At 51.3% G+C, this 20,695-nt stretch carries 20 protein-coding genes and 1 tRNA gene; 7 read left to right on the forward strand and 14 right to left on the reverse strand.

What is annotated here, in order from left to right:
- Positions 1–186 precede the first annotated feature (186 nt).
- The 8 genes from GAP13_RS09275 to GAP13_RS09310 all read right to left on the reverse strand — a co-directional run bounded on the left by GAP13_RS09275 (position 187) and on the right by GAP13_RS09310 (position 9,338).
- On the reverse strand, positions 187–1,266 hold the full coding sequence (locus tag GAP13_RS09275; protein WP_158908050.1) for a polyprenyl synthetase family protein: 1,080 nt from the start codon (positions 1,264–1,266) through the stop codon (positions 187–189).
- Between the two features lie 85 nt (positions 1,267–1,351).
- On the reverse strand, positions 1,352–2,230 hold the full coding sequence (locus GAP13_RS09280) for a sigma-70 family RNA polymerase sigma factor (protein ID WP_158908051.1): 879 nt from the start codon (positions 2,228–2,230) through the stop codon (positions 1,352–1,354).
- A gap of 205 nt (positions 2,231–2,435) precedes the next feature.
- On the reverse strand, positions 2,436–3,104 hold the full coding sequence (locus tag GAP13_RS09285; RefSeq protein WP_158908052.1) for an SEC-C domain-containing protein: 669 nt from the start codon (positions 3,102–3,104) through the stop codon (positions 2,436–2,438).
- 146 nt (positions 3,105–3,250) lie between these two features.
- Positions 3,251–5,449: a glycogen debranching protein GlgX gene (gene glgX / locus GAP13_RS09290; RefSeq protein WP_158908053.1), complete on the reverse strand. Its 2,199-nt coding sequence runs from the start codon at positions 5,447–5,449 to the stop codon at positions 3,251–3,253.
- Positions 5,446–6,684, reverse strand: a complete 1,239-nt coding sequence (gene fabF, locus GAP13_RS09295) for a beta-ketoacyl-ACP synthase II (RefSeq protein WP_158908054.1) — start codon at positions 6,682–6,684, stop codon at positions 5,446–5,448. Before fabF ends, glgX begins: the two co-directional genes overlap by 4 nt.
- 2 nt (positions 6,685–6,686) lie before the next feature.
- On the reverse strand, positions 6,687–7,397 hold the full coding sequence (gene fabG, locus GAP13_RS09300) for a 3-oxoacyl-[acyl-carrier-protein] reductase (protein ID WP_158908055.1): 711 nt from the start codon (positions 7,395–7,397) through the stop codon (positions 6,687–6,689).
- A 51-nt stretch (positions 7,398–7,448) separates the two neighbouring features.
- On the reverse strand, positions 7,449–8,369 hold the full coding sequence (gene fabD, locus GAP13_RS09305; protein ID WP_241864330.1) for an ACP S-malonyltransferase: 921 nt from the start codon (positions 8,367–8,369) through the stop codon (positions 7,449–7,451).
- Between the two features lie 63 nt (positions 8,370–8,432).
- A complete protein-coding gene (locus GAP13_RS09310; protein ID WP_158908057.1) occupies positions 8,433–9,338 on the reverse strand; it encodes a UPF0158 family protein in 906 nt (301 codons plus the stop codon).
- A gap of 68 nt (positions 9,339–9,406) precedes the next feature.
- Here GAP13_RS09310 and GAP13_RS09315 point away from each other — a divergent pair, with 68 nt between their 5' ends.
- Together GAP13_RS09315 and pth are read left to right on the forward strand one after the other, a co-directional pair.
- Positions 9,407–10,384 carry a PHP domain-containing protein gene (locus GAP13_RS09315; protein ID WP_158908058.1) on the forward strand — a complete coding sequence of 326 codons (978 nt, stop codon included), beginning with the start codon at positions 9,407–9,409 and terminating at the stop codon, positions 10,382–10,384.
- A gap of 7 nt (positions 10,385–10,391) precedes the next feature.
- Complete coding sequence (gene pth, locus GAP13_RS09320) at positions 10,392–10,973, forward strand: aminoacyl-tRNA hydrolase (protein WP_158908059.1); 582 nt, start codon at positions 10,392–10,394, stop codon at positions 10,971–10,973.
- Here the strand turns inward: pth and era are convergent.
- The gene (gene era, locus GAP13_RS09325) at positions 10,970–11,845 is read right to left on the reverse strand and encodes a GTPase Era (protein WP_158908060.1); all 876 of its coding nucleotides are present in this window, start codon (positions 11,843–11,845) and stop codon (positions 10,970–10,972) included. The genes pth and era overlap by 4 nt on opposite strands.
- 47 nt (positions 11,846–11,892) lie before the next feature.
- The gene (locus GAP13_RS09330; protein ID WP_158908061.1) at positions 11,893–13,419 is read right to left on the reverse strand and encodes a type I 3-dehydroquinate dehydratase; all 1,527 of its coding nucleotides are present in this window, start codon (positions 13,417–13,419) and stop codon (positions 11,893–11,895) included.
- Between the two features lie 144 nt (positions 13,420–13,563).
- On the opposite strand from GAP13_RS09330, the gene GAP13_RS09335 reads away from it, so the two are divergent.
- Genes GAP13_RS09335 through GAP13_RS09345 form a run of 3 tightly spaced genes read left to right on the forward strand, consistent with a single transcriptional unit; the run spans position 13,564 to position 15,985 of the window.
- Positions 13,564–14,205 (forward strand): DbpA RNA binding domain-containing protein, encoded by a 642-nt coding sequence (locus tag GAP13_RS09335; RefSeq protein WP_158908062.1) that lies wholly within the window; start codon positions 13,564–13,566, stop codon positions 14,203–14,205.
- A 4-nt stretch (positions 14,206–14,209) separates the two neighbouring features.
- Positions 14,210–14,917 (forward strand): MBL fold metallo-hydrolase, encoded by a 708-nt coding sequence (locus tag GAP13_RS09340; protein WP_158908063.1) that lies wholly within the window; start codon positions 14,210–14,212, stop codon positions 14,915–14,917.
- A gap of 12 nt (positions 14,918–14,929) precedes the next feature.
- The gene (locus tag GAP13_RS09345) at positions 14,930–15,985 is read left to right on the forward strand and encodes an FAD:protein FMN transferase (RefSeq protein WP_158908064.1); all 1,056 of its coding nucleotides are present in this window, start codon (positions 14,930–14,932) and stop codon (positions 15,983–15,985) included.
- Between the two features lie 142 nt (positions 15,986–16,127).
- Here GAP13_RS09345 and GAP13_RS09350 read toward each other — a convergent pair whose 3' ends face one another.
- Positions 16,128–17,036 carry a phosphatase PAP2 family protein gene (locus tag GAP13_RS09350; protein ID WP_158908065.1) on the reverse strand — a complete coding sequence of 303 codons (909 nt, stop codon included), beginning with the start codon at positions 17,034–17,036 and terminating at the stop codon, positions 16,128–16,130.
- Positions 17,037–17,244: 208 nt separating this feature from the next.
- On the opposite strand from GAP13_RS09350, the gene GAP13_RS09355 reads away from it, so the two are divergent.
- Positions 17,245–17,327 (forward strand) — tRNA-Leu (locus GAP13_RS09355).
- A 196-nt stretch (positions 17,328–17,523) separates the two neighbouring features.
- Positions 17,524–18,078 (forward strand): hypothetical protein, encoded by a 555-nt coding sequence (locus GAP13_RS09360; RefSeq protein ID WP_158908066.1) that lies wholly within the window; start codon positions 17,524–17,526, stop codon positions 18,076–18,078.
- Between the two features lie 189 nt (positions 18,079–18,267).
- On the opposite strand, the gene GAP13_RS09365 is transcribed toward GAP13_RS09360, so the two are convergent.
- The 3 genes from GAP13_RS09365 to GAP13_RS09375 form a co-directional block, all read right to left on the reverse strand.
- The gene (locus GAP13_RS09365) at positions 18,268–19,371 is read right to left on the reverse strand and encodes a hypothetical protein (protein ID WP_158908067.1); all 1,104 of its coding nucleotides are present in this window, start codon (positions 19,369–19,371) and stop codon (positions 18,268–18,270) included.
- Between the two features lie 82 nt (positions 19,372–19,453).
- Positions 19,454–19,999 carry a flavin reductase family protein gene (locus tag GAP13_RS09370; protein WP_158908068.1) on the reverse strand — a complete coding sequence of 182 codons (546 nt, stop codon included), beginning with the start codon at positions 19,997–19,999 and terminating at the stop codon, positions 19,454–19,456.
- A 93-nt stretch (positions 20,000–20,092) separates the two neighbouring features.
- A complete protein-coding gene (locus GAP13_RS09375) occupies positions 20,093–20,680 on the reverse strand; it encodes a manganese efflux pump MntP (protein WP_158908069.1) in 588 nt (195 codons plus the stop codon).
- Positions 20,681–20,695: the final 15 nt, after the last annotated feature.

Consider the following 20,695-nt stretch of genomic DNA (forward strand, 5'->3'; position numbering starts at 1 on the left):
TGGGAGAAGCGCTGGAAGACACCAGGCAAGGATAAGGCTGAGTATCTACCGAAATATGCGCTGGCCTAGCGCATCTGGAGAAGAGAGGGTAGAAGAGAGAGGTGCTGGCTTGGGAGTGCGCGCTGCTTGCTTGGCACAAGGTTGGAAACACTACATGAATGTTTCACGTGAAACAATTTGCAGGCCTCACCGTTCGCGGCTCAAAGAATAATCGATAAAATCGGCGAGCAGAATCATGGTTTCTTCTGAAACAGCTTCAAATTGCCCGAGGTCTGCGAGAGCCTTTCTTGCAAGCTCAATCTGATTATCAATCAACGATCGAATTTTTGCGTCGACGCCCCTGGATACGATGAGAGAGCGGATCCATTCGAGTTCGCTCGGTTCCAGCGCTTGCGCCCGAAATATGGAGTTGAAGCGCTTCATTTCGCTTTCGCTCAGTTGCGGGATCAGAGCAAGGATATATGGCGTTTTCTTGCCTTCTTTCAAGTCTGAACCTACAGGTTTTCCAATGGCTGTTTCGTCGCCAAAGAGCCCTAAGCGGTCGTCCTGAAGCTGAAACACGATTCCCAGCGATTCTCCGAGGCGTTCAAGGCTCTTCAGAACCTCAGAAGTGCAATTGTCCAAAAGCAGTGCCCCAGCCATGAGCGGCAGGGCAACGGTATATCGCGCTGTTTTGTGGCGATACATCTCGATTACCGAGGAAATGTCCGGGAATCCTTCAACATAGCCTAATGCCACATCCTGCATTTGCGCGAGCGTTACTTTTGCATGTTCTTGCGCAACTGTGACGGAAACTCTTTGTGGTAAATACGCAATTTCTTGCCAGGCAAGAAAAAAGAACAGGTCACCCGCGCAGATGCTTTGCGCTTCGGCGAGCTGGACTGCAAGGGGAGCAGAAAGGGCCTGATCAGGCCACTGGATTTTGTTTCTGATTCTGATATGAAAAGTGGGCTTTCCGCGCCTTTTTTCATCATGGTCCATGATATCGTCATGGACGAGAAGGCCCGCCTGCAAAAGCTCAAGCCCTGCAGCGAGCGAAACGGAGTTTTTCTGGTTTTGCATGCCCAAGAGCTGTGCGCCAAGTATTGCGAGCGAACCCCGCAGCATTTTACCCGAGTCCGCAAAATCTTCCATTTCTGAAGCGAGCCATGCCCCCGTACCGGATATACGCGAGAACATCGGCTGATTTTCGTGCAGAATTGATGCGATATGTGCGCTGATTGTAGCTTTCGCCTGCTGTGTAAACTCGAGGAAGAGATGTTCCATGGGACAAGTATATCCTAGTTTCAATCGCAAAAAAAAGCCTCGGCTGCGGGCGCCAAGGCTGTGAATGAAAAAGTCAGGAAAAGCTTCAGGCCATATAAGCCTGAAGAATTTCCATTGTTTCGGGCACGGCTACCTTTTTGAGGGCCGCTTTCTCGATCTGACGGATTCTTTCTTTTGTCAGATGCATCCGATCGCCAATTTCTTTGAGGCTCATTGGGCGTTTGCCGTTCAACCCGAATCGGTACTCGATAATCTCTCTCTCTTTTGCAGTGAGAGCTGCGAGCACCTTATTAATATCTTCGCGCAGGCTGGACTGAATTGCGTTCTGTTCAGGGCTTTCATGATGCTCATTCTCAATGAGCTCGCCCACAGTGGTCGAATTCTTTTCGTCATATACCGGCGCGTCGAGTGAAATCAAATCGCGGGAAATCGAGATAATGTCTTTAACATGCTCGGGTTCCATTTCAAGGAATTCCGCTACTTCGCGAATTTCTGCATCTTCCGATAGCTCGCCTTCAAAAAGATTGCGCGCTTTTTCGATCTGCACAAGTTCGTTCGCTCTGTTGAGCGGAAGGCGGATCATGCGGCTTTTTTCGCAGATGGCTTTGAGAATTGCCTGGCGGATCCACCACACAGCATAGGAAATAAAATGATAACCTTTGGTGACGTCATAATGTTCGATGGCGTTCAGAAGGCCAATGTTGCCCTCTGCGATGAGATCAGCGAGCGGCAGGCCTTGGTTCTGGTACTTCTTGGCAACATTGACGACAAAACGAAGGTTGCTCTTTGCAAGGATTGCTTTCGCCAGCTCGTCGCCAAGAGCAGCGCGAGTCGCATATTCATTTTCTTCTTCGCGGGATAGGAGAGGAATCCTGTTGATCTCGCGGAGATACATGGACAACACGTTCTCGTCGTCGAATTGCGCACTGGATCGTGTTTCCTTGGTTTTTTTTCTTTCCATCATCTGGATCTCCTTGCCTTATTATACTGCAAGAATCGTGCCAGATTAGAATAAATATCATATTAATATATATTAAAAGCAATTAGAGTATTGGGCAATGTTGGGGGCTGCTTACCTTTTCTCATTTTATAGGCACGAATTGCCTCAAGTGTATCATTTTGAACTAGCGGAACAGAAATAGGCAACTATTGTGTAAAAATGAAACACTTTAGATCTCGGAAAGTCCCTGCACCCTTCCGCAGCATTGCTCGAAGGGCAGGCCTGAGCCGCAAGAACATGTTCGCATGCCCACACTTGCAATATTCATTGCGAAGCGCTCGCTATATCTGGGGCTTGTCGAATAGCTGCCAAATATGGGGAAATCGATTTTCAGCTTTCTGAAAAGAAGCAGTTTTTCTCCGCATTCAAGGCTTTTGAATTCGTCGCTGTCCTTGAGCTGTTTCCATGTCTCTAGGATGAGCTTGAGCACAGCAGAGTGCTCGGCTTGAGAGCCAAAACGATGCTGCGGTTTCTTGAGAAGGTACGATGAAAGCTGAATGCTTACAAATGCATAAAGATCATCGAGTTCGCGCGTTGGGCGCTTTAGCATTCCGTATTCATTGATATTGCGCACATACACCTTTCGGGCATAGCTCTGGCGGCGAATCTTCTGAGCATTGGCTAGGCTTTTTACCGCAAGTTCGCGCTGGTCGAGACGAAGAAGAGCAATGGACAGCCAGTAGAGTGCCTTCGAAAGATCGTTCTCGCATGAGGGCGGTGTTATTTCAACAGATTGGCGCAGGAGGGCAAGGGCTTTTGCTGGTCTGTGGTGTGCAAGCTCATAGATGCCTTTTCGAAGATAGAATGCTGCTTTGCTCGTACCAGATGTTGTTTTCACAAGTTATAAAATATTCATGAAATTTCATATTGGCAAGCGAAATATGCCAAAGTCACAAAATGAGGTTCGGGCGACAGAGGAATGCGACCAGAACACAAAGGCTCAGCCATGCATGAGCTGCAGCGCCGCTGATACCGCATGCCGACTCAGTGGCCCGCAATCAGCAGGACAAAAGAACGCGGACCCATGACATAGGTGTGCGGCGCTCCGAGCGCTAGATATTCATTTTCTTCAAAATCATGCGGAGCAGGGAGGGATGTGTCCACAATGCGCTTCCATGTGTCCTCTGTGTTATCGTCCGGAAGCTGAATTTGAATTGCTTCTGGCGATGCATTGAACGCAAGGAGATACGAATAGATGGGGACTTTTGAAGAGTTTTCAGATTTCGAGTGTTCATTGATGCGCGCAACGAGAACTTTGCCCAGCGATGTCCATAGGGGAGGGTTGCCATGCTCATCGAACCAGAGGATATCGGGAGCTTCGGGATTTGCTTCGGTATTCTGGTCTGTTTCGCCGCGGAAAAAATCTTCGCGCCTAAATGCTTGGTGGTTCTTCCGGAATCCGATGAGGAGTTTTGCAAATCGGTAGATATCCTTGTGCTGTTTTAGGTAGCTCCAATCGTACCAGTTCATTTCAGTATCGTGGCAATAGGCATTGTTGTTGCCGTTTTGCGTGCGGCGGAATTCATCGCCCCCGCAAATCATTGGAGTGCCAATCGAAAGCAACAGCGTCGCAAAAAAGTTCTTGATTTGGCGATTCCGTATTTCCTCTATAAAGGGAACATCGGTCGGGCCTTCGATGCCGTAATTCGATGAATAATTTTCGTTGAGCCCATCCTGATTGTCTTCGCCATTCGCTTCATTGTGTTTCTGGTGGTACGAGACGAGGTCGTTGAGCGTAAATCCATCATGCGAGGTGACAAAGTTGATGGAGTGGAAAGGGCGCTTGCCGTTTTTTAGGTAGAGATCGCTGGAACCAGTAATACGGGTAGCGAAATGCGGCGCCATGCCTTCGTCCCCGCGCCAGAACTTGCGCACATCGTCGCGATAGCGGTCGTTCCATTCAGCCCACCGGCCGCCAGGAAAGGAACCGACCTGGTAGGCGCCGCCCGCATCCCAAGCTTCGGCGATGATTTTAGTGTTGCGCATGATGGGGTCTTCTGCGATCGATTCGATAACTGGCGGGTTTGGAAGCAAATTCCCTTGAGAATCTCTTCCGAGAATCGACCCGAGGTCGAAACGGAAGCCATCGACATGCATGGTGACAACCCAATATCGCAGGCATTCCTTAATGAACGTGCGCATAACAGGGTGGTTACAGTTGAGCGTGTTGCCGCAGCCTGAGTAGTTGCGGTAATAGCGTTTGTCCTCTGCAAGCATATAGAAAATCGAATTATCGAATCCGCGGAAGCTCAGGGTCGGACCCAGCTCATTGCCTTCGGCGGTATGGTTGAAGACGACATCGAGAATCACTTCGATGCCAGCTTTGTGGAGCTCTCGCACCATGTACTTGAATTCTTTTACAGGGAATTCGGGGTCATAGCTGTCGTGATCGACACCGTCGGGATATGCATACGATGTTTTAGGCGCGAAGAATGCAAGAGGGGCATATCCCCAGTAATTTGAGAGCTGTTCTCCGGTGACAGGATTGTGCCGGAATCGCTCGGCTGAATCAAATTCTTGTACAGGAAGAAATTCCAGGCTTGTGATGCCGAGGTCCTTGAAGTAGGGAATCATCTCCACAACGCCGCGGTAGGTACCATGGTGCTTGACCTTGGCGGAAGAAGAACGAGTGAGCCCGCGCACATGGGTTTCGTAGATGATGCAGTCTTTGAGTGGGTAGTTGAGCGGCGTGTCGCCTTCCCAATCGAAGTTGTCTTCGATAACGACGCACTTTGGCATGCAGCCGTCGTTGGGTTTTTCGGAAAATGAAAGATCTTTGTCGGGCGAGCTTTCGTCATAGGCGAGAGCAGAACACAGGTCGAGGGTGCCATCGGTGAGCGCTTTGGCATACGGATCGATCAGCACTTTATTGGGATTGAAGCGGTGGCCTTCATGCGGCGCGAATGGCCCTTCTGCTCGCCATAGATACAACGTACCCGGCTTTAAGCCCGGGATATAGCAGTGCCAGATATCGCCTGTACGGTTTCGCACAGGATCAAGGCGCAAAGAAGCGGCAGGCTTGTCATCGTGCGGAGACTCGTACAGGCAGAGGATCATGCCCGTTGCATGACGGGAAAAGACCGAAAAGTACACGCCCTGAGGATGAGGCATTGCGCCTGGCAAAAGCGGGTTTCCCGGAAAGATATGCAGTTCTTTGGGCAGAGCTCTGAAATGACCGCTCATGCTTTTGTCACAACAAGTACCGCATTTTGTCCGCCGAATCCCATCGATTCTTTTACAAAGGCACGAACGGGCATGTTGATGCCTTTATTCGGCACATAATCAAGATCGCATTCCGGATCGGGATTGTCTAGGTTGATTGTCGGGTGAATATAATTTTCGTTCATGCCAAGGATTGCGGCAATTGTCTCTATAGCGCCGGCAGCGCCGATGCAATGGCCAATCATGGATTTGAGGCTGGACACTTTGAGTTTGTAGGCATGCGGCCCGAAGGCGTGCTTGATAGCTTTTGTCTCGATGGGGTCGTTCAGCGGGGTCGAGGTACCATGCGCGCTTATGTAATCGATGTCTTCGGGTTTCATGCCTGCATCATTGAGGGCGAGCTCGATTGCTTTGGCAACCCACATCCCCTCAGGGTCGGGAGCGGTAAGATGGTGGGCATCGCAGGTTGCGCCGAAGCCAGCTATTTCGGCGTAGATTTTTGCACCTCGAGCTTTGGCGTGCTCGTATTCTTCAAGCACCAGAATGCCGGCGCCTTCCGACATAACAAAGCCATCCCGATCCTTGTCGAAGGGGCGAGAAGCTTTTTCCGGCGCATCATTCCGGGAAGATAGAGCCTGGATGTTGATAAAGCTGGCCATGCACATGCGCACGATGCTCGCTTCGGAGCCGCCAGTGAACATGATGTCGGCGTGGCCGTCGCGGATTAGGTGCATGGCCTGGCCGATTGCATCGGTTGCAGCCGCGCAGGCAGTGACGACAGTCATGTTCGGGCCGTGCACACCAAGGGACAGAGCAATCTGCGCCGCGCCGAAATTTGCAAGGCCTTTTGCAACCGTCATTGGGGATACGCGGCTGGGTCCTCGCTCTGTGAGGCGCACGCCCGCTTCCTCGATTGTCGCTGAGCCACCCTGACCCGTTCCCAGACACACACCGGTGCGCAAGGGGTCGAGTGATTCTTTCTGCAGCTGGGCAGATTCGAGCGCTTCGAGCGCAGCACACACGGCAAACTGCGCGAACCGGTCCATTTTCTTGCTTTCTTTGGGGTCGAGGCGCAAACCCGGGTTAAAGTCTTTGACTTCGCCGGCAATCTTGACCGCGAGCTCGGACGAATCGATCATTGTAATCGGTGCAATGCCGGATTTATTCGCTTTGACATTCGACCAGAAGGTCGGAATATCGTTTCCCAAAGGGCTTACGACGCCTAAACCAGTGACGACTACTCTTCGTCTGTTCATAGTTACATCCCCATACCGCCGTCGACATTCAATACAACACCTGTAATATATGATGCTCTCGGACTGCAAAGAAAGAGGGCAGCCTCGGCGACCTCTGCGGGAGTGCCGGGTCTCGCGAGAGGGATGCTTGTTGTAAGGCTCTGTTTTGCTGCGTCCGGCAAGACGCTGGTCATCGCGGTCTCGATATAGCCGGGGGCGAGCGCATTCACGCGAATGTTCCTTGAAGCGAGCTCTTTCGCGAGGCTTTTGGTAAGGCCAATGATCCCTGCTTTCGAAGCGGCGTAATTCGCTTGTCCACCATTGCCATGCAAACCCACTACGCTTGAGATGTTCAGGATACACCCGCTGCGCTGACGAAGCATCATACGCGAGACAGCCCTACTCATGATGAAAGCGCTGCGCAGGTTAGCATTGAGCACTGCATCCCAGTCTTCGGTTTTCATGCGCATGATGAGCCCGTCTCGCGTGATGCCCGCATTGTTCACGACGATATCGATACGGTTTTCTTTCTGAAATATTGAATTAACAGCAGATTCAATCGAAACTTCATCAGCGACATCGCAAGGAATCCACTCGATGTTCGCTTCCGGTTTGCTACGCGAGAGTCCATAGACAAGGGCACCTTCTTCCTTGAAGCGAACCGCAATTGCTTGGCCTATGCCGCGCGAAGCACCGGTAATTACGCAAACCTCACCTTCCAGCAGCTTTCCCATGTTGCAGCCTCCTGTTCTCAATATTGAATGAGTGCGAAATAGCTCGAGCTCTCAGAGCGAAAATGATACGAGCGCATCGAGGGTGCCGGCAGCAATGCACGAAATCGAAGATCCTGAGGCTTTCCACAGCCCAGTGAGCACGGTTCCCGGCCCTGTCTCGAGGCAGAGCTCAAATCCATCCGCAGCGATATTCACTTCTTCGTCAATCCATCGCACTGGCGAAATAATCTGCAGCGATGCATATTTTTTGGCCTCGGCGCCACTTTCCATTCTTTTTCCGCTGACATTTGAATACAGATTTATTGTCGGGTCCGAAAAAGTAATCGCTTCGACAAGTTCCTTGAAGGCTTCGTAGGCTTCGTGCATGAGTGGCGAATGGAAAGCTCCCGATACCTTGAGCCTTATGACGCGTTTGGCGCCGGCTTGGCGGAGTTTTTCTTCAGCAATGCCGATATCTTTCTCGGTGCCGGAGATGACGCACTGCGAAGGGCTGTTGTAATTAGCAATCCAGCATTGCGTAAGTCCAGCCTCAGCAATAACTTGCTCAATTTTTTCCGGCGAAAGATAGAGCACTGCGCTCATTGTCGAACCGCCTGAATGCGCGCCAGCCTCATCCATAAGCCGTCCGCGCTCTGAAACCAGCCGGAACATGTCGTAATGGCTGATAACGCCTGCTTCCGCGAGCGCAGGCCATTCCCCAACGGAAAAGCCTGCAGCCCCCTGTGGAACGATTCCATGCTCCTTCGCAGAAAGCGCCGCGGCAGCCCCCGCAAGCGCAATGGCAATCTGTGTATTCTTGGTTTGCTTGAGAGTTTCTTCATCGCTTTCGAAAAGCAGGGTCTTTAGATCCATGGAAGATGCTTCCGAAGCAGTTTTGAAAAGCTCTCGCACTCCTTTGCTTGTTTCGTAGAAATCCTTGGCCATTCCCGGATACTGCGCACCCTGACCTGGGAAAAGAAAACAGGTTTTCATGCTTCCTCCACTCATTTCCGCCTCCTACCTCTTTTTACATTTTCGCAGAATTTGTCAAATTTGTCAAAGCATTTTCCAAAGCGAACTGCCAGCCTGCATAAATCCATGCGAAGTGGCTTCCTCATTCAGAGAAGAAGGAAAAAGCGGCCCATCGAGGATAATGAGCGAAGCGCCGGCCGCTGTCGCTTCAGACGAAATCCTGTCGAGCAATGGCCATTCGATTCCCATAGTGGCGCATTCTTTGGAAGCAAAAATCCCCCAGACAGCGCAGCATGCGGTGCCCTCCAAGGGCTTGAGCGAATAAATGCCCAGCACAAGGGGATGAGTGCCGTCGATGGATGCATACGCTATCCATGGTTCCCGAATCCAAGAGGTAAGCTTTTCATGGATTTCCAGAAGCGCCCATTTTGAGAGCGCCGGTGGGTATGTCGTATACGTCTCAGTTGCATAGTCGCTGATCACTTGCCCAACATCAAAAGGCGCTTCGCTTAAAGCTACTGTCTGGATTTCGAGTTCTGAAGCAATGATGTCAGCAAGGTCTTCCGGCTCTTCCTTGACGGCAGCGAGGGCATCCTCTTCCTGGATTGCATGCATCCATTTTTCGATGGTAGGGCGCATCGCATTCAGTTTGAATTCCTGGAAGCGGCGGTACAGCGCATCATTACTTGAAAGCGCATGTCTGAATGCTTTGAATACGCCTTTGCCGCGGCGCAATGCTGCGTTGAGGGCAAGCTTCAGTTCAGGCGGGGAGGTGACGGTTGCTGCAAAGGCTTCAAGGATGGTAAAACCCTGGCGGGATGACCAGAAAGGTAGATCGGTATAGCGTTCTGGCACGGCCTCGAGATCTTCATCACTGACTTCAGATCGGTCTACGATATCGCCCGTCCGCAGATCGATGAGCCATTCGTTTGTTTGATCTTCCATTGCAAAGACGATTCGCTCGAGAATCGCGTCGGTCAACTGAAACATAGAATAATTGTAATCGATATGCGTTTATCTATGGAAGGCCAGCACACCACAGTGTATACTGACAGCAAATGATATCGAATCTGCATTTGCATTCCTGCTTTTCCGATGGCATGTCCTGGCCGGAAGATATTGCGCTCGATGCAGCGCGATCGGGGCTGGATATGGTTGCGCTCACCGATCATGACACGATGGCGGGAGTTGCTCGCTTTTGTGCTGCGTGCGCATCGCGAGGCATGCAGGCGATTCCTGCGTGCGAAATTGATGTTAATGAGCCGCAGATTGATTACAAGAGCGAGCTTCTGGCGTATTTCCCAGGAGCGGAGCCCGCTGCCGGGGCGCCAGCGACGAGGGCAATTTTGCGGGAATCGCTCCGGAATCGAAGGGCTCGCCTTGAGTTTCTGATCAATTCGGCGCGGGAATTGTACCCGGATAAAGAGCTTTCGTTCGAGGACCTTTTCAGAGATAAAACGAGAATGGAATATGACAGCGCACTGGCTGATGAGATTTCGTGGAGCAAGGTGGACCTTTTTCTCTACCTCAAAGCGCGTCGTTGCATAGATCCGGACATGAATTACAAAGCTTTCAAGAAAAAGTTCTTTGCAAATGGCCTTTTGAAAAAATACAAATTGGATAAGCCGGACATCGCATCGGTAGTTGCGGCTGTACATGCTGACAATGGCTTTGTCGTTCTTCCCCATTTTGGCCATCTGTGGGATGATGATGCGGCACTGATGCACAAAGAAACGGAAAAGCTGCGCAGCAAACTTGCATGGTTCAGGCGCGCCGGTGTGGATGGCGTCGAGCTGTACTGGTATAACGCCGACTACAGAAGTGCCAAAATCAACGAATTGGTGCGAACTGTCGCAAGGCCGCAAGGCTTCTTCTTCACGTATGGCTCTGATTGCCATGGCCCTGGCTCCGGCAAGCATACTATTACGAAATTCAAGGGGAATTTCGAAGGCTTTCCGGTACGTCAAGCAGATGGGCACCAGTCAGAGGGGCATCAAGGCAGTGCGGGTCACGCTTCGCCGAATACAGCTGGTTAGGTTCATTATGATACGATTGTGCGCATTTTTGGGAAATTACGGAAAAGAATATCGGCTCCATCGCCACAATGTCGCATGGTTATTTCTGGAATCAATGCGCATAAGCGCTGATCTCCACTGGAGCACGAAGTTCAAAGGCACTATTGCACAGGCGGATTTCGGATATGGCAAAGTCTCGATTCTAAAGCCTCACACTTTTATGAATCTCTCGGGGGAGAGCGTAGTCGAGGCAGCGCGTTTCTACCGATGTAGCCCCGAGGAAATACTTGTTGTACATGATGAGCTGGAAATGCCGTTCGGCGCGTTTGGCTACAAGTTTTCAGGCGGGCTCGGCGGGCACAATGGGCTGCGCTCGCTGGAAAAGCACCTCGGCACAAGGGATTTCTGGCGGTTGCGCTTTGGCATCGGGCGCCCTGACCACAGCGATATCGCGGGGTATGTGCTCTCGCCCTTCGCGGCTGACGAGCTTGATACTCTGAAAACAAAGGTATTCCCTGAAGCCGAAAAAACTTTTTATACGCTGTTCACGGAGGGCATCGAAGGTTACGAGGAGCGCTATCGCAAGGTAGTGTGCAAGCAAGCGCCCTAAAAAATCATCCGCGAAAGCGTCTCTTCGTTCCTGCGCCAGTCAGGATCGACGACAACCTGCAGCTGAAGTTTGACTGGATAGTCGAAAAGTTCCTTGAGATCGGCCTCTGCTTCCTCCCGAATGCGCTTGATCACCGAGCCTTGCCGCCCGATGAGAATGGGTTTCTGCGAATCGCGCTCGACCAGAATGTCGAAGCGAGCAAACAGCACGCCATCAGCTCGTTTGGTCGATTCACGATACTCGACCGCAATCGCGTGCGGCAGTTCGTCGCGAGTATGCAAAATAGCCTTCTCTCTGATAATTTCGCCAATCCGAAAGACGGGTTCCTGGTCTGTGTAAATCTCTTCCGGATACCAGAGCGGACCTGCTGGGGCGAGCAAAAAAAGCTGCTCAAGGAGGGCGGCCAGGTTGGTTTTTTGGGCGGCAGAAATGGTTATGCGCTTTGCTTCCGGCATTCGCGGTAGAATGAATTCCTCGACGAGCAAAGGTTTTGCGTCGGGATGATCGATTTTGTTGATCGCTATGACGGTTCGCGGGGCTTCTTTTAAAAGAAGCTCGACAATGGCTTCTTCTTCTTTGCCGGGCTCTCGCGTCGCATCGATGACATAGAGAATAAGATCCACATCTGAAAGCGACTGCATCACAAGGTCGCGGAGTTTGAGGTTGAACTTTTTGTCCGATAGATGGTACCCCGGCGTATCGACAAAGATGAGCTGACCTTCCGGGTGGCTGACGATTCCTCGGATCGCATTGCGCGTCGTTTGAGGGACAGAGCTTACGATAGAAACTTTTGCGCCGCAAAGGGCATTCAGTAACGTGGATTTTCCCGCTGATGGCCTGCCAATTATGGCGACAAATGCAGATTTAGGCACGCAAACCTCCTTTCAAGCGAGCTCTGTCCCCGCGCATCGCCCGCGCATCATGAGAACTTCGGCTGTTCGAGCTGGGCATAGATGTCAGGCGGCGGCTCATCCATCCAGAGCTTGTATTGGCCGGCGGCCTGGTAACACAGCATCTTGTAGCCATTCAGCACGCGGCAGCCCGCTTCTTCGGCGCGTTTCAGCAGCAAGGTCTTCGAGGGGTGATAAATGAGATCGAACACCACTTCGGAACCTTTGAATTCATAGAAACTTATCGGATCGAGTTCTTCTCTCATTCCGACGCTGGTTGCCTGCACGATAATATCGGAGTATTCGGATATGAGGTCGCTCGCTCGATCGTCGAGGTGGCTGTAGAGGAAGTTGTATTTCCTGGCAAGATCGCGCCCGGCACTGTATGTGCGATTCAGAACAAGACAGCGCGCCCCTTTCCTGAATAGGGCGAGAGCAATTGATTTGGCCGCACCCCCTGCGCCTATAATCGTTGCCCGGCATCCGGAGAGGTCTTGTTTGCCAAGAAATTCCAGAAGGCTTCGCTCGAATCCATCTGCATCAGTGTTGTACCCTGCCCATGCATCGCCTCGCCGGACGAGCGTATTGCACGCCCCGATCCGCTTCACGTCGGTCGAATGAAAGGCGAGGAATGGCAGCACATCCTCTTTGAATGGTACCGTAATCGCTGCGCCTTTGCCACCGAGCAGCTCGAGAATCTTCAGCCCATCCGCAAAAGAATCAACAGGGGTCGGAACAAGCAATGCATCCTTTCCCATTTCGCGGAAGGCTTTATTGTGAAGGTAGGGCGAGAGCGAAGCGAGAATCGAATGCTGGCCGATTAAGGAATACAACTCTGTCTGTTCATTTACCAGATCGAAATTGTAGATGTTACGCAGATCGAATGGATCGAAATGGCCGGGTGCGGCTATTTCCATGCCGCTATGCAAGGGACTTGCGTAGGTCCATGTGGAGCCAAACCGCCAGGCGAGAACGCGGGATACGATTCCATATGCGCCGGTTGCGATCAGCAGATGTTCGCGTTTGGGCACGCGAGTTGCCCATTCCAGGAAGCGGATGAAATCCGCTGAACTCTGTGGGTTTACAACCAGTTTTGGAATTTCATCGTCTTCCTGCGCAATTTGCTCGTATGCAGCATCGAAATTTTCAGGTATGCCATCGTGAAAATAATGAGAACGGACGATGCGGGTACCGAAGGTGTGGCAGGCTTCTTCAATGACCGGTGTACGGAAATCGTCTTCGAGATCGACGAATGCGTAATTCGCTTTCGCATCGGGCTTTGGGAATGAAAGCGCTTTGGCAAAAAGCACGAGGCGCACACCTTCGCCATCCTCAAAATTTCCGCCATCTTGCTTGCGCCGAATTGTCAGAATGCAGGGAAGCTGGGCTTTTTCAGGGAATGAGCGGATATTGAAACGCTCGCTGGGTTCGAGGCAATCCGCGCGAAGTTCGACATAGTCCACAACTGCGCGATATCGCTCGAGAATACGAAGATTCTCTTCGATTGTTTTCCCGGAGAGGCAAATGCATATCTTGGGTTTGCCTTTTTTGCTCATATACCCTCATCTGCGCTTGCGCGCGTTGCTTTTACGCAATATGCTGCAATGCGCGCGGCATCCTGTCTATAGTTTACACAATAGCGAAAACTGAAGTATATTACAACATAACCCATTACTCTATCAGACAACAGGAGTCGTTTCGTGCCGAACGATAACGCTGCCCCGAAATTCAACGAAAAAACCCTCGAAGCATTTCTTGAAGGCTTGCTCGATGAATTGAAACATCCTCAGGATGCAAAGCTTCTTGAAGAAGTACGCAGAGCATTCCGAAAAAAAGTGCCATTTCACATGCGCTCATATGCTTCAGCGCTGATGATTCTGCGCGCTGCCGGGATTTATCGCCCAAAAGCTACACGCCAAGCACCACAGGAGCAGCTCCAGCGTCAACCAGCAAAGCGCGAGCAATTTAAAAGCGAGCAACCCCGAAGCGAGCAGCTTCGGAGTGAATCGCCGCGCAACCAGCAAGCCCAAAACGAACAGTCTCGAAGCGAGCCGCCAGGCGCAGAACATACCAACAAAGAGATGATTTCTCTTTTTGTATCAATGGGCAAGCGGCATCATCTCAAGCCCCTGGAACTGAAAAAGCGCATCGCGGAACGGGCTGGCATATCGCCGGATTCGCTCGGTCGCGTGCATCTGCTTGAAAATTATTCATTCATCGAGGTGCCTGCTTCAGAATCCCAGCGAATTATTGCCGCGATGGCCGGCGCGGAGCTGAATGGACGAGCAATTGAAATAAAGCCGGCAAAAAAGCGCTCCGAATCGGTCTCCGAAGGACAGTGAACAAGTGGCATCGACAATCTGGAGACTCAAGGTAGGCCCAATCGGCGTAAATTGTTATATTGCCGAATCAAATGGTTCTACAGTCATCATCGATCCCGGCGCGGAGCCCGAGAAAATACATGCATTTCTGAACGCCCATAGCCTGAAGCCCTCGATGGTCGTGCTCACTCATGGGCATCTCGACCATAGCGCGGCAATAGCGGATTTGTTCGAGCTTTTGGGGACAGAGCTTCCGATTGCGATCCATCCTGATGACGCGCAGTACTTGGGCGCTGATGGGCAGCAGACAAACCGCGCACTCTTCGAGGCAATCAAGGCACCCTCGTATTTTCATTCTTTCTGGAAACCTTTGCCTCCGGCCACGGTTTTTCTTTCTGATGAGACAGTAGTACCTGGCACGACGCTGCATGTCATCCACACCCCGGGCCACAGCAAAGGATCGATATGCCTGTACGAAGCGTCGCTTGATGCCGGTTCCTATGGTACCGATGAAGATGAGGGGCGCGGCGCTGCCGGTTGGTCTTGCATAATTTCTGGCGACACATTATTCAGAGATGGAGTAGGACGCACGGACGCACCCGATTCCGACCCTGTCGCGCTCGAGCGCAGCCTGAGAAAGCTCGCGCAGTATTCATACATGACACTGGTATTTCCGGGGCATGGCCCTCGGACAACCATAGGGCGGGAGCTTTCCGCACCATTTCACGAATAAGGGTATTTTACAATGAGTTTTTCAAGAACATATTCAATAAGGATAACAAGGGCATTTCTTGCGCTGTCGCTTGCGCTGCTGTTCGGAACGATCAGCGGGCGGGCTATCTACGCAGAAGATTTGACAAGGACTGATTTCGTCCTTGGCACTGTCTGCACCATTCGCCTTATCGACGGGGGGAACGCGAACACGCTGAGCGAAGCCTTTGCTCGCCTGCGCAGCATCGAGGATCACATGAGCGCGAACAAGGATGGCACGGAGATTGCGCAGATCAATGCCAATGCGGGCAAAGAGCCTGTAAAGGTTTCGGAAGACACCTTCTATGTGATCACCAAAGCTCTGGAATATGCGCGCTTGACGAATGGCGCATTTGATCCTTCGGTGGGGCCGCTGGTAAAGCTCTGGAATATCGGCAATGGCGGCGAGAAAGTGCCGCCTGAACGCGAAATTCTGGCAGCAAAAGCGCTTGTTGGCTGGCAGCAGGTGGTGATGGATGCAGCTACGCGAAAAGTCTTTTTGAAAAAGCCGGGTATGCGTCTGGATCTTGGGGCTATTGCAAAAGGCTATGCAGCGGATGAGGTTGCGAAGATTTTGATTGCTCACAAGGTGAAGGCAGCGGTTGTGGATCTTGGCGGGAATGTCCTCGTTTTTGGCAGCAAAAAAGACAAGAGCCCCTGGCGCGTTGGAATCCAGAATCCGGAATCGGCGAGAGGCGAATATTTGGGGATTGCAACTGGTGCGCAGATGACAGTCGTAACCTCTGGTGTGTACGAGCGGTACTTTATCCAGGATGGCAAACGCTACCACCACATTTTGAGCACTGAAACGGGCTGGCCGGTCGACAATGGCCTGGTTTCGGTTTCGATTATATCGAAGAGCAGCATCGATGCCGATGCGCTGTCAACTTCGCTTTTTATTCTGGGCATCGAAAAGGGAATGGCACTACTCAAGAATTTTCCCGATACCTATGCGGTTTTTATCGACAAGGACAAGAAGGTCTATTTAAGCCCGGGCGCGAGCAAGGTATTTACTTTGCAGGAAAAGAATTATCATTTAGCGGAGAAATGAGGGCATAGCGCAAGCAGGGCGCCCAAGCTTCAAACAGAGCGTCCTGGTCGTAAACAAAGCGCCCAGGCTTCAACCAGAACGCCCCGCCCATAAACAGAGCGCCCAGGCGCACCAAGTGCGCAATCGACTAAGCCGAATTGTTTCAGCTTGATTCCCGTTTTGCCAGACCCAGCTTGAGGAACATAAACGGAGCGCCGTAACTTACCCACCCTCCCACTAATGCATAGCGAATAAAGCGAATGAGCTGCTCTTGATTGTTGCCGGAAATGCTGGCAAGAGGACTACTGGCAAATTTCAAGGCAAGATAGATAATGCCGGTGGTCGCTAGTCCAGCCAGGTAACGAAGCAGCTTATGCCTCACATCATCGCGCTGATCGATCGGCACATTGCGAGAGGCAAACGTAAAACCAATTGAAGCACCCAGAAATGCGCCTGATATCATGGTATCGCTTGGCAAAAGCAGGTTCATGATAAACGAGAGCGCAGCGGCAAGGATGACACGCAGCCGCCATCCGGAATCTCTGAGCATTGGTTCGACTTTTAGGCCGAAAGCCTTGAAGAGGCCAAAGAAAGCCACGCCGATGATATATCCGCCAACCACATCGCTCGGGAAATGCACTCCAAGGTAAATTCTCGAAAAACCGATCAAAAGCGGCATAATAATCATCGCCGGCACCCGCAGGCCAGCAGGCAAGAATTCAGCGATAAAAGCCCAAAAAACGACGCTCAACTGGCTGTGGCCGGACGGCATGCCATAGGTCGACTCTTTTGCGAGCGCGAGGCTTGGGATGATTTCGTACGGGCGCGGCCATGCAAGCAGCTGCTTGACCCACAGATTGATGAATGCTGAACCAAGGATAAGCAAGCCGAATTCGGCACCTTTTTTGCGGTGTATGCACCAGTACAGAACAGGCACAACGGCAATGACGAACGCTTCGGATGCAAAGAATGAGACAAATTGCATTGGAATGCGGAAGCCGAGGCCCAGGAATGATTGAAGCTGCTGGATGAACTGCAATTCCGCAGCATGCATGGATTCTATGAATGCCATATAGCTAACTATACGCGGAATTGCGCCAAAAAGAAAGGCAAGAAACAGCAATCATGCATTCTGTGCAACGACCAGCTTGGAAGGCGTTGCAAAAAGTCTGCCGATAAATGGCCGACCTGTCAGGCTGAGCCGTTATCTGGCCGAGGCCGGCCTTGACTCATACGCATATCCTGCGGCAAAATACGCCTGTTTTTCATCCGCGCTTTTTGCCGGCATGGTGAAATGGCATACACGGCAGACTCAAAATCTGCTGCCCGCGAGGGCGTGTGGGTTCAAGTCCCACTGCCGGCAATCAGTTCATCAGTCAATTTTTTAATCATTCAAGATAATCTGCCAGTGGGCTCCATTCTTTATATCTGGGCTTTTTGCAGTTCAAAGATGCATATTCCTTTATTTTTGCTCTTCCGTATTTTTAAAAAATTATATATAATAATTCCTCGATAGGCTTCGTTGGAGCCTTCGAATCTCTATTAGGGGGTCACCTAATATGAAAAAAATTATTGTTGCTCTGCTCGTGCTGGTAGTAGCCAGCGCGGTGTGGGCGCAGACGCCAGGCGGACTGAGCGCAGCAAAATCCACTCGCATGGAAGCGGATTTCACCAAGATTGTCACCGACATGGGTTGGGGAACTGTCGATACAACTCGCCCTGTTCTGGCCGAGAGAATGTGGGATTATTATTTCTTCTATCCTGTTCTCAACAAAGACAAGCAAATTACTGGCTATGTCTGGTGGGCAAAGGATATTCGCATTGCTTCCCATTATGAGGACATTCTTGTCATAATCAACCCGGACGGAACACTTCAGAACTGGTGGGTCAGCGCAAATACAAGACATGCAGATTTCTACACCGATTTCGCGAAAAAGACCCAGGGCGCGGCCATCCAGAAGTTCATTGGCATGGATTCCAAGCGAGACTGGAATCAGGCAACCGATGCGGTCTCTGGTTCGACCTTCTCTGCCTACAAGTTCTTTGGAGAGCTCAAGGCTGTGCTCGCTTGCTTCAAGATCTACGTGATCGATGCAGGAAAGCTTATAAAGTAAATTGTAATTCGGAAAGCTGGTGAGTTAGGGGTATTATCCGCTTGTTTGCTGGTTTCGTCCATGGCAAGGATGGGCGGCACAATGTCGATAGGTAGTATCCACCCGCTCGCTGGTCAGATTCCAATAAGGCTGCCCCATCGCTATTTCATGAAAGAGGGCAGCCTTTTTCATTAGCAGGGACCCTTCATCTCAATAGTGCGCTACAAAGGTGAAATTCCAGAAAAAACCATGAGCGGAGCCATAATAAATAGCTGAAAGTGGGTCGTTCACTGGCAGTCGCCACCCTGCATAGGCTCCCAGCCACAGGAAATTGAGGACCGAGACCGAAGCGCCTGCGCCCGCAGAAGCAATCATTCCCGAATTATCTGCAAGCGGGCTGCCATATAAGCTGCCATAAGCGGCAGCATCTGCAAATAAATAGCCAACAGGATAGATTGCAAAATCTCTGAACATCGATGGACCTGCAACGCGCAGCTCCGCACTCACGTATGTTTTTGCCGGCGCTTCATAGCCCCATGGCTGGGCTCCGCGCACCATGTCGCCTATGCCTTTTGTGCCAGTGATACCCCCGAAGGTGGTAAGCACTTCATGGGGGATATGTGAGCCAAGGGCATAATCGCCAACGCCGTAAAGCGCGAGGTACGTTGCGAAATTGCTGGCGGATAGAGGGACAAAGGCTTTGGCTGTGAAATTGGCACGACCAAAGTCTGCAGGTGTGCCCGAGAAATTGGCAAAATCGGGGCTGTACTCATATGAAAGCTCAGCCGATACCCCTTTTTTTACATTCTTTCCGAGCCAGCGTATAGAATCAAAAGCGATACCACCTACTCCGGACGCCGACCGCACAGCCTGCGCATCCGGAAAAAGTGTTGTTGGGAAGCTTGGCGAATTATTTTCATAACGTCCTCGCACAAGGCCGAAAAGCCAAGCTTGCTCGTGCTCCTTGTGGAGCAAATACTGCTTCACGCCCAATTCAGCCAGTGCATTCGTCCAGAAAAAGCGATTTACTCCGTCGATTGCGGGTGGTTCGGCAATGGGGAACATTGTCGCAGTGCTGCGCAGAATCATTCGGCTTTCATAGCCGGCCGCTGCGCGCAGGGTAAAAGCGGTTGAGGTCGACCCAAGGGGCAGCTCGAGAGTGAGGTCTGCACCGGTCGGCAGCGGCAGCCCCGCGATGATATCGCTATTCGTTTTTATGCTGTTGAGCGTAAAGGCTATGCCCGGCGCAGCGAAAATCTGCGTAGTACAACAAAGCGCCAGCATGGCCAGCAAGAACAAGGGGCGTCTTTGCATATTCTATCCCTCCTCCCTTTGTGATGTGCAGAAATTACCACAATCGCGAACTAGAGGAATCCTGCACTAAAGGAATCGCGCGCTAAAGGCGCTCGCCTGGTTTGTACCAGGTTTCATCATTCACATAATGGAGGCGCCGCGCCCATGCATCGGGTTCTGCAAACGCCTGCTTGACAGCCCCGAACACAATACCAGAAGTGCCTTCGATCACGATTCGTTCAAGTGTACATTCCATCCAGCCGACTACGCCAGAGGGAATGCGGACATCGATCGATTTCGACTCAAAGTATTGCACGGAAAAATGCGCAAATTTGTCGACTGCAAATCCGCTCACCGATCCTGCTTGTTCGATAAGATCGCGCATATCGAAAGAAGGTAAGGCAATGGCGAATTCGCTGTTCTCCTGGATGTCCCTGAATGTTTTGTGGCTCGTATCACACACGAGAAGGATTTTGCTTATCGGATCGTATTCGTAGGGTGTGCACCAGGCGAGAGGAGCGAAATTGTATCGTGACTCGCGTAATGCGCCTTCGGGGACAGAGCCGCGCGTACAAAGAAATATCACTCCGCCCGGATTTTGCAGGCTGTAGGCTTCGTTTGCAGGGATCTCTTCATATATGGAATTCATGAAGGCCTCCATAGGGCAGAATATTCATAGTATAGCAGATTCAGCCGGAAGCAGCATTCAGAAAAATACCGGGTTTCGATTGTCCGGCAAAAATCAGCGTCCGTTGGAAAGATGTTCGACGAGAATCTTGAGTCCGATAAGGACAAGAATGCTGCCGCCAGCAATCTCTGCCCATTCCTCTAGAACTTCCTTCAATCGCTTTCCGAATTCGATGCCAATCAAGCAGACTAAAAATGTAGTAATGCCAATAATGAGACTGGGAACAAGAACGGGATGCCCAAGAATATTGTAGGAAAGCCCAACGGCCAGAGCATCGATGCTCGTTGCCAGCGCAAGCAAAAAGAGCGTGTTCAGCTTCAGAATCCCATGGGATTTGGGGCTATCGTCCGGGTCCGGACATTCCTGTTTTCTTCTGGCTCGGATTGCTTCGAAAAGCATTTTTCCGCCCACGAATCCAAGAAGGCCGAATGCGATCCAATGATCGAAACCTTGAATGAACTGGCTGAATGCAGAACCGAGCAGCCAGCCTGCAATTGGCATGAGAAACTGAAAAAGCCCGAACATAAAAGCTGCGCGAAGGCCGATCAGAAATGGCAGGACATCGGTACACGCTGCCGCCGAGACAGAAACAGCGAATGCGTCAGCCGCCAAGGCAAAGCCGACAAGAATATACGTAAGCATAGCTAAATAGGCACA

This window comes from Rectinema subterraneum (assembly GCA_009768935.1).
In the GTDB taxonomy this organism is placed as follows: Bacteria; Spirochaetota; Spirochaetia; order Treponematales; family Rectinemataceae; genus Rectinema; species Rectinema subterraneum.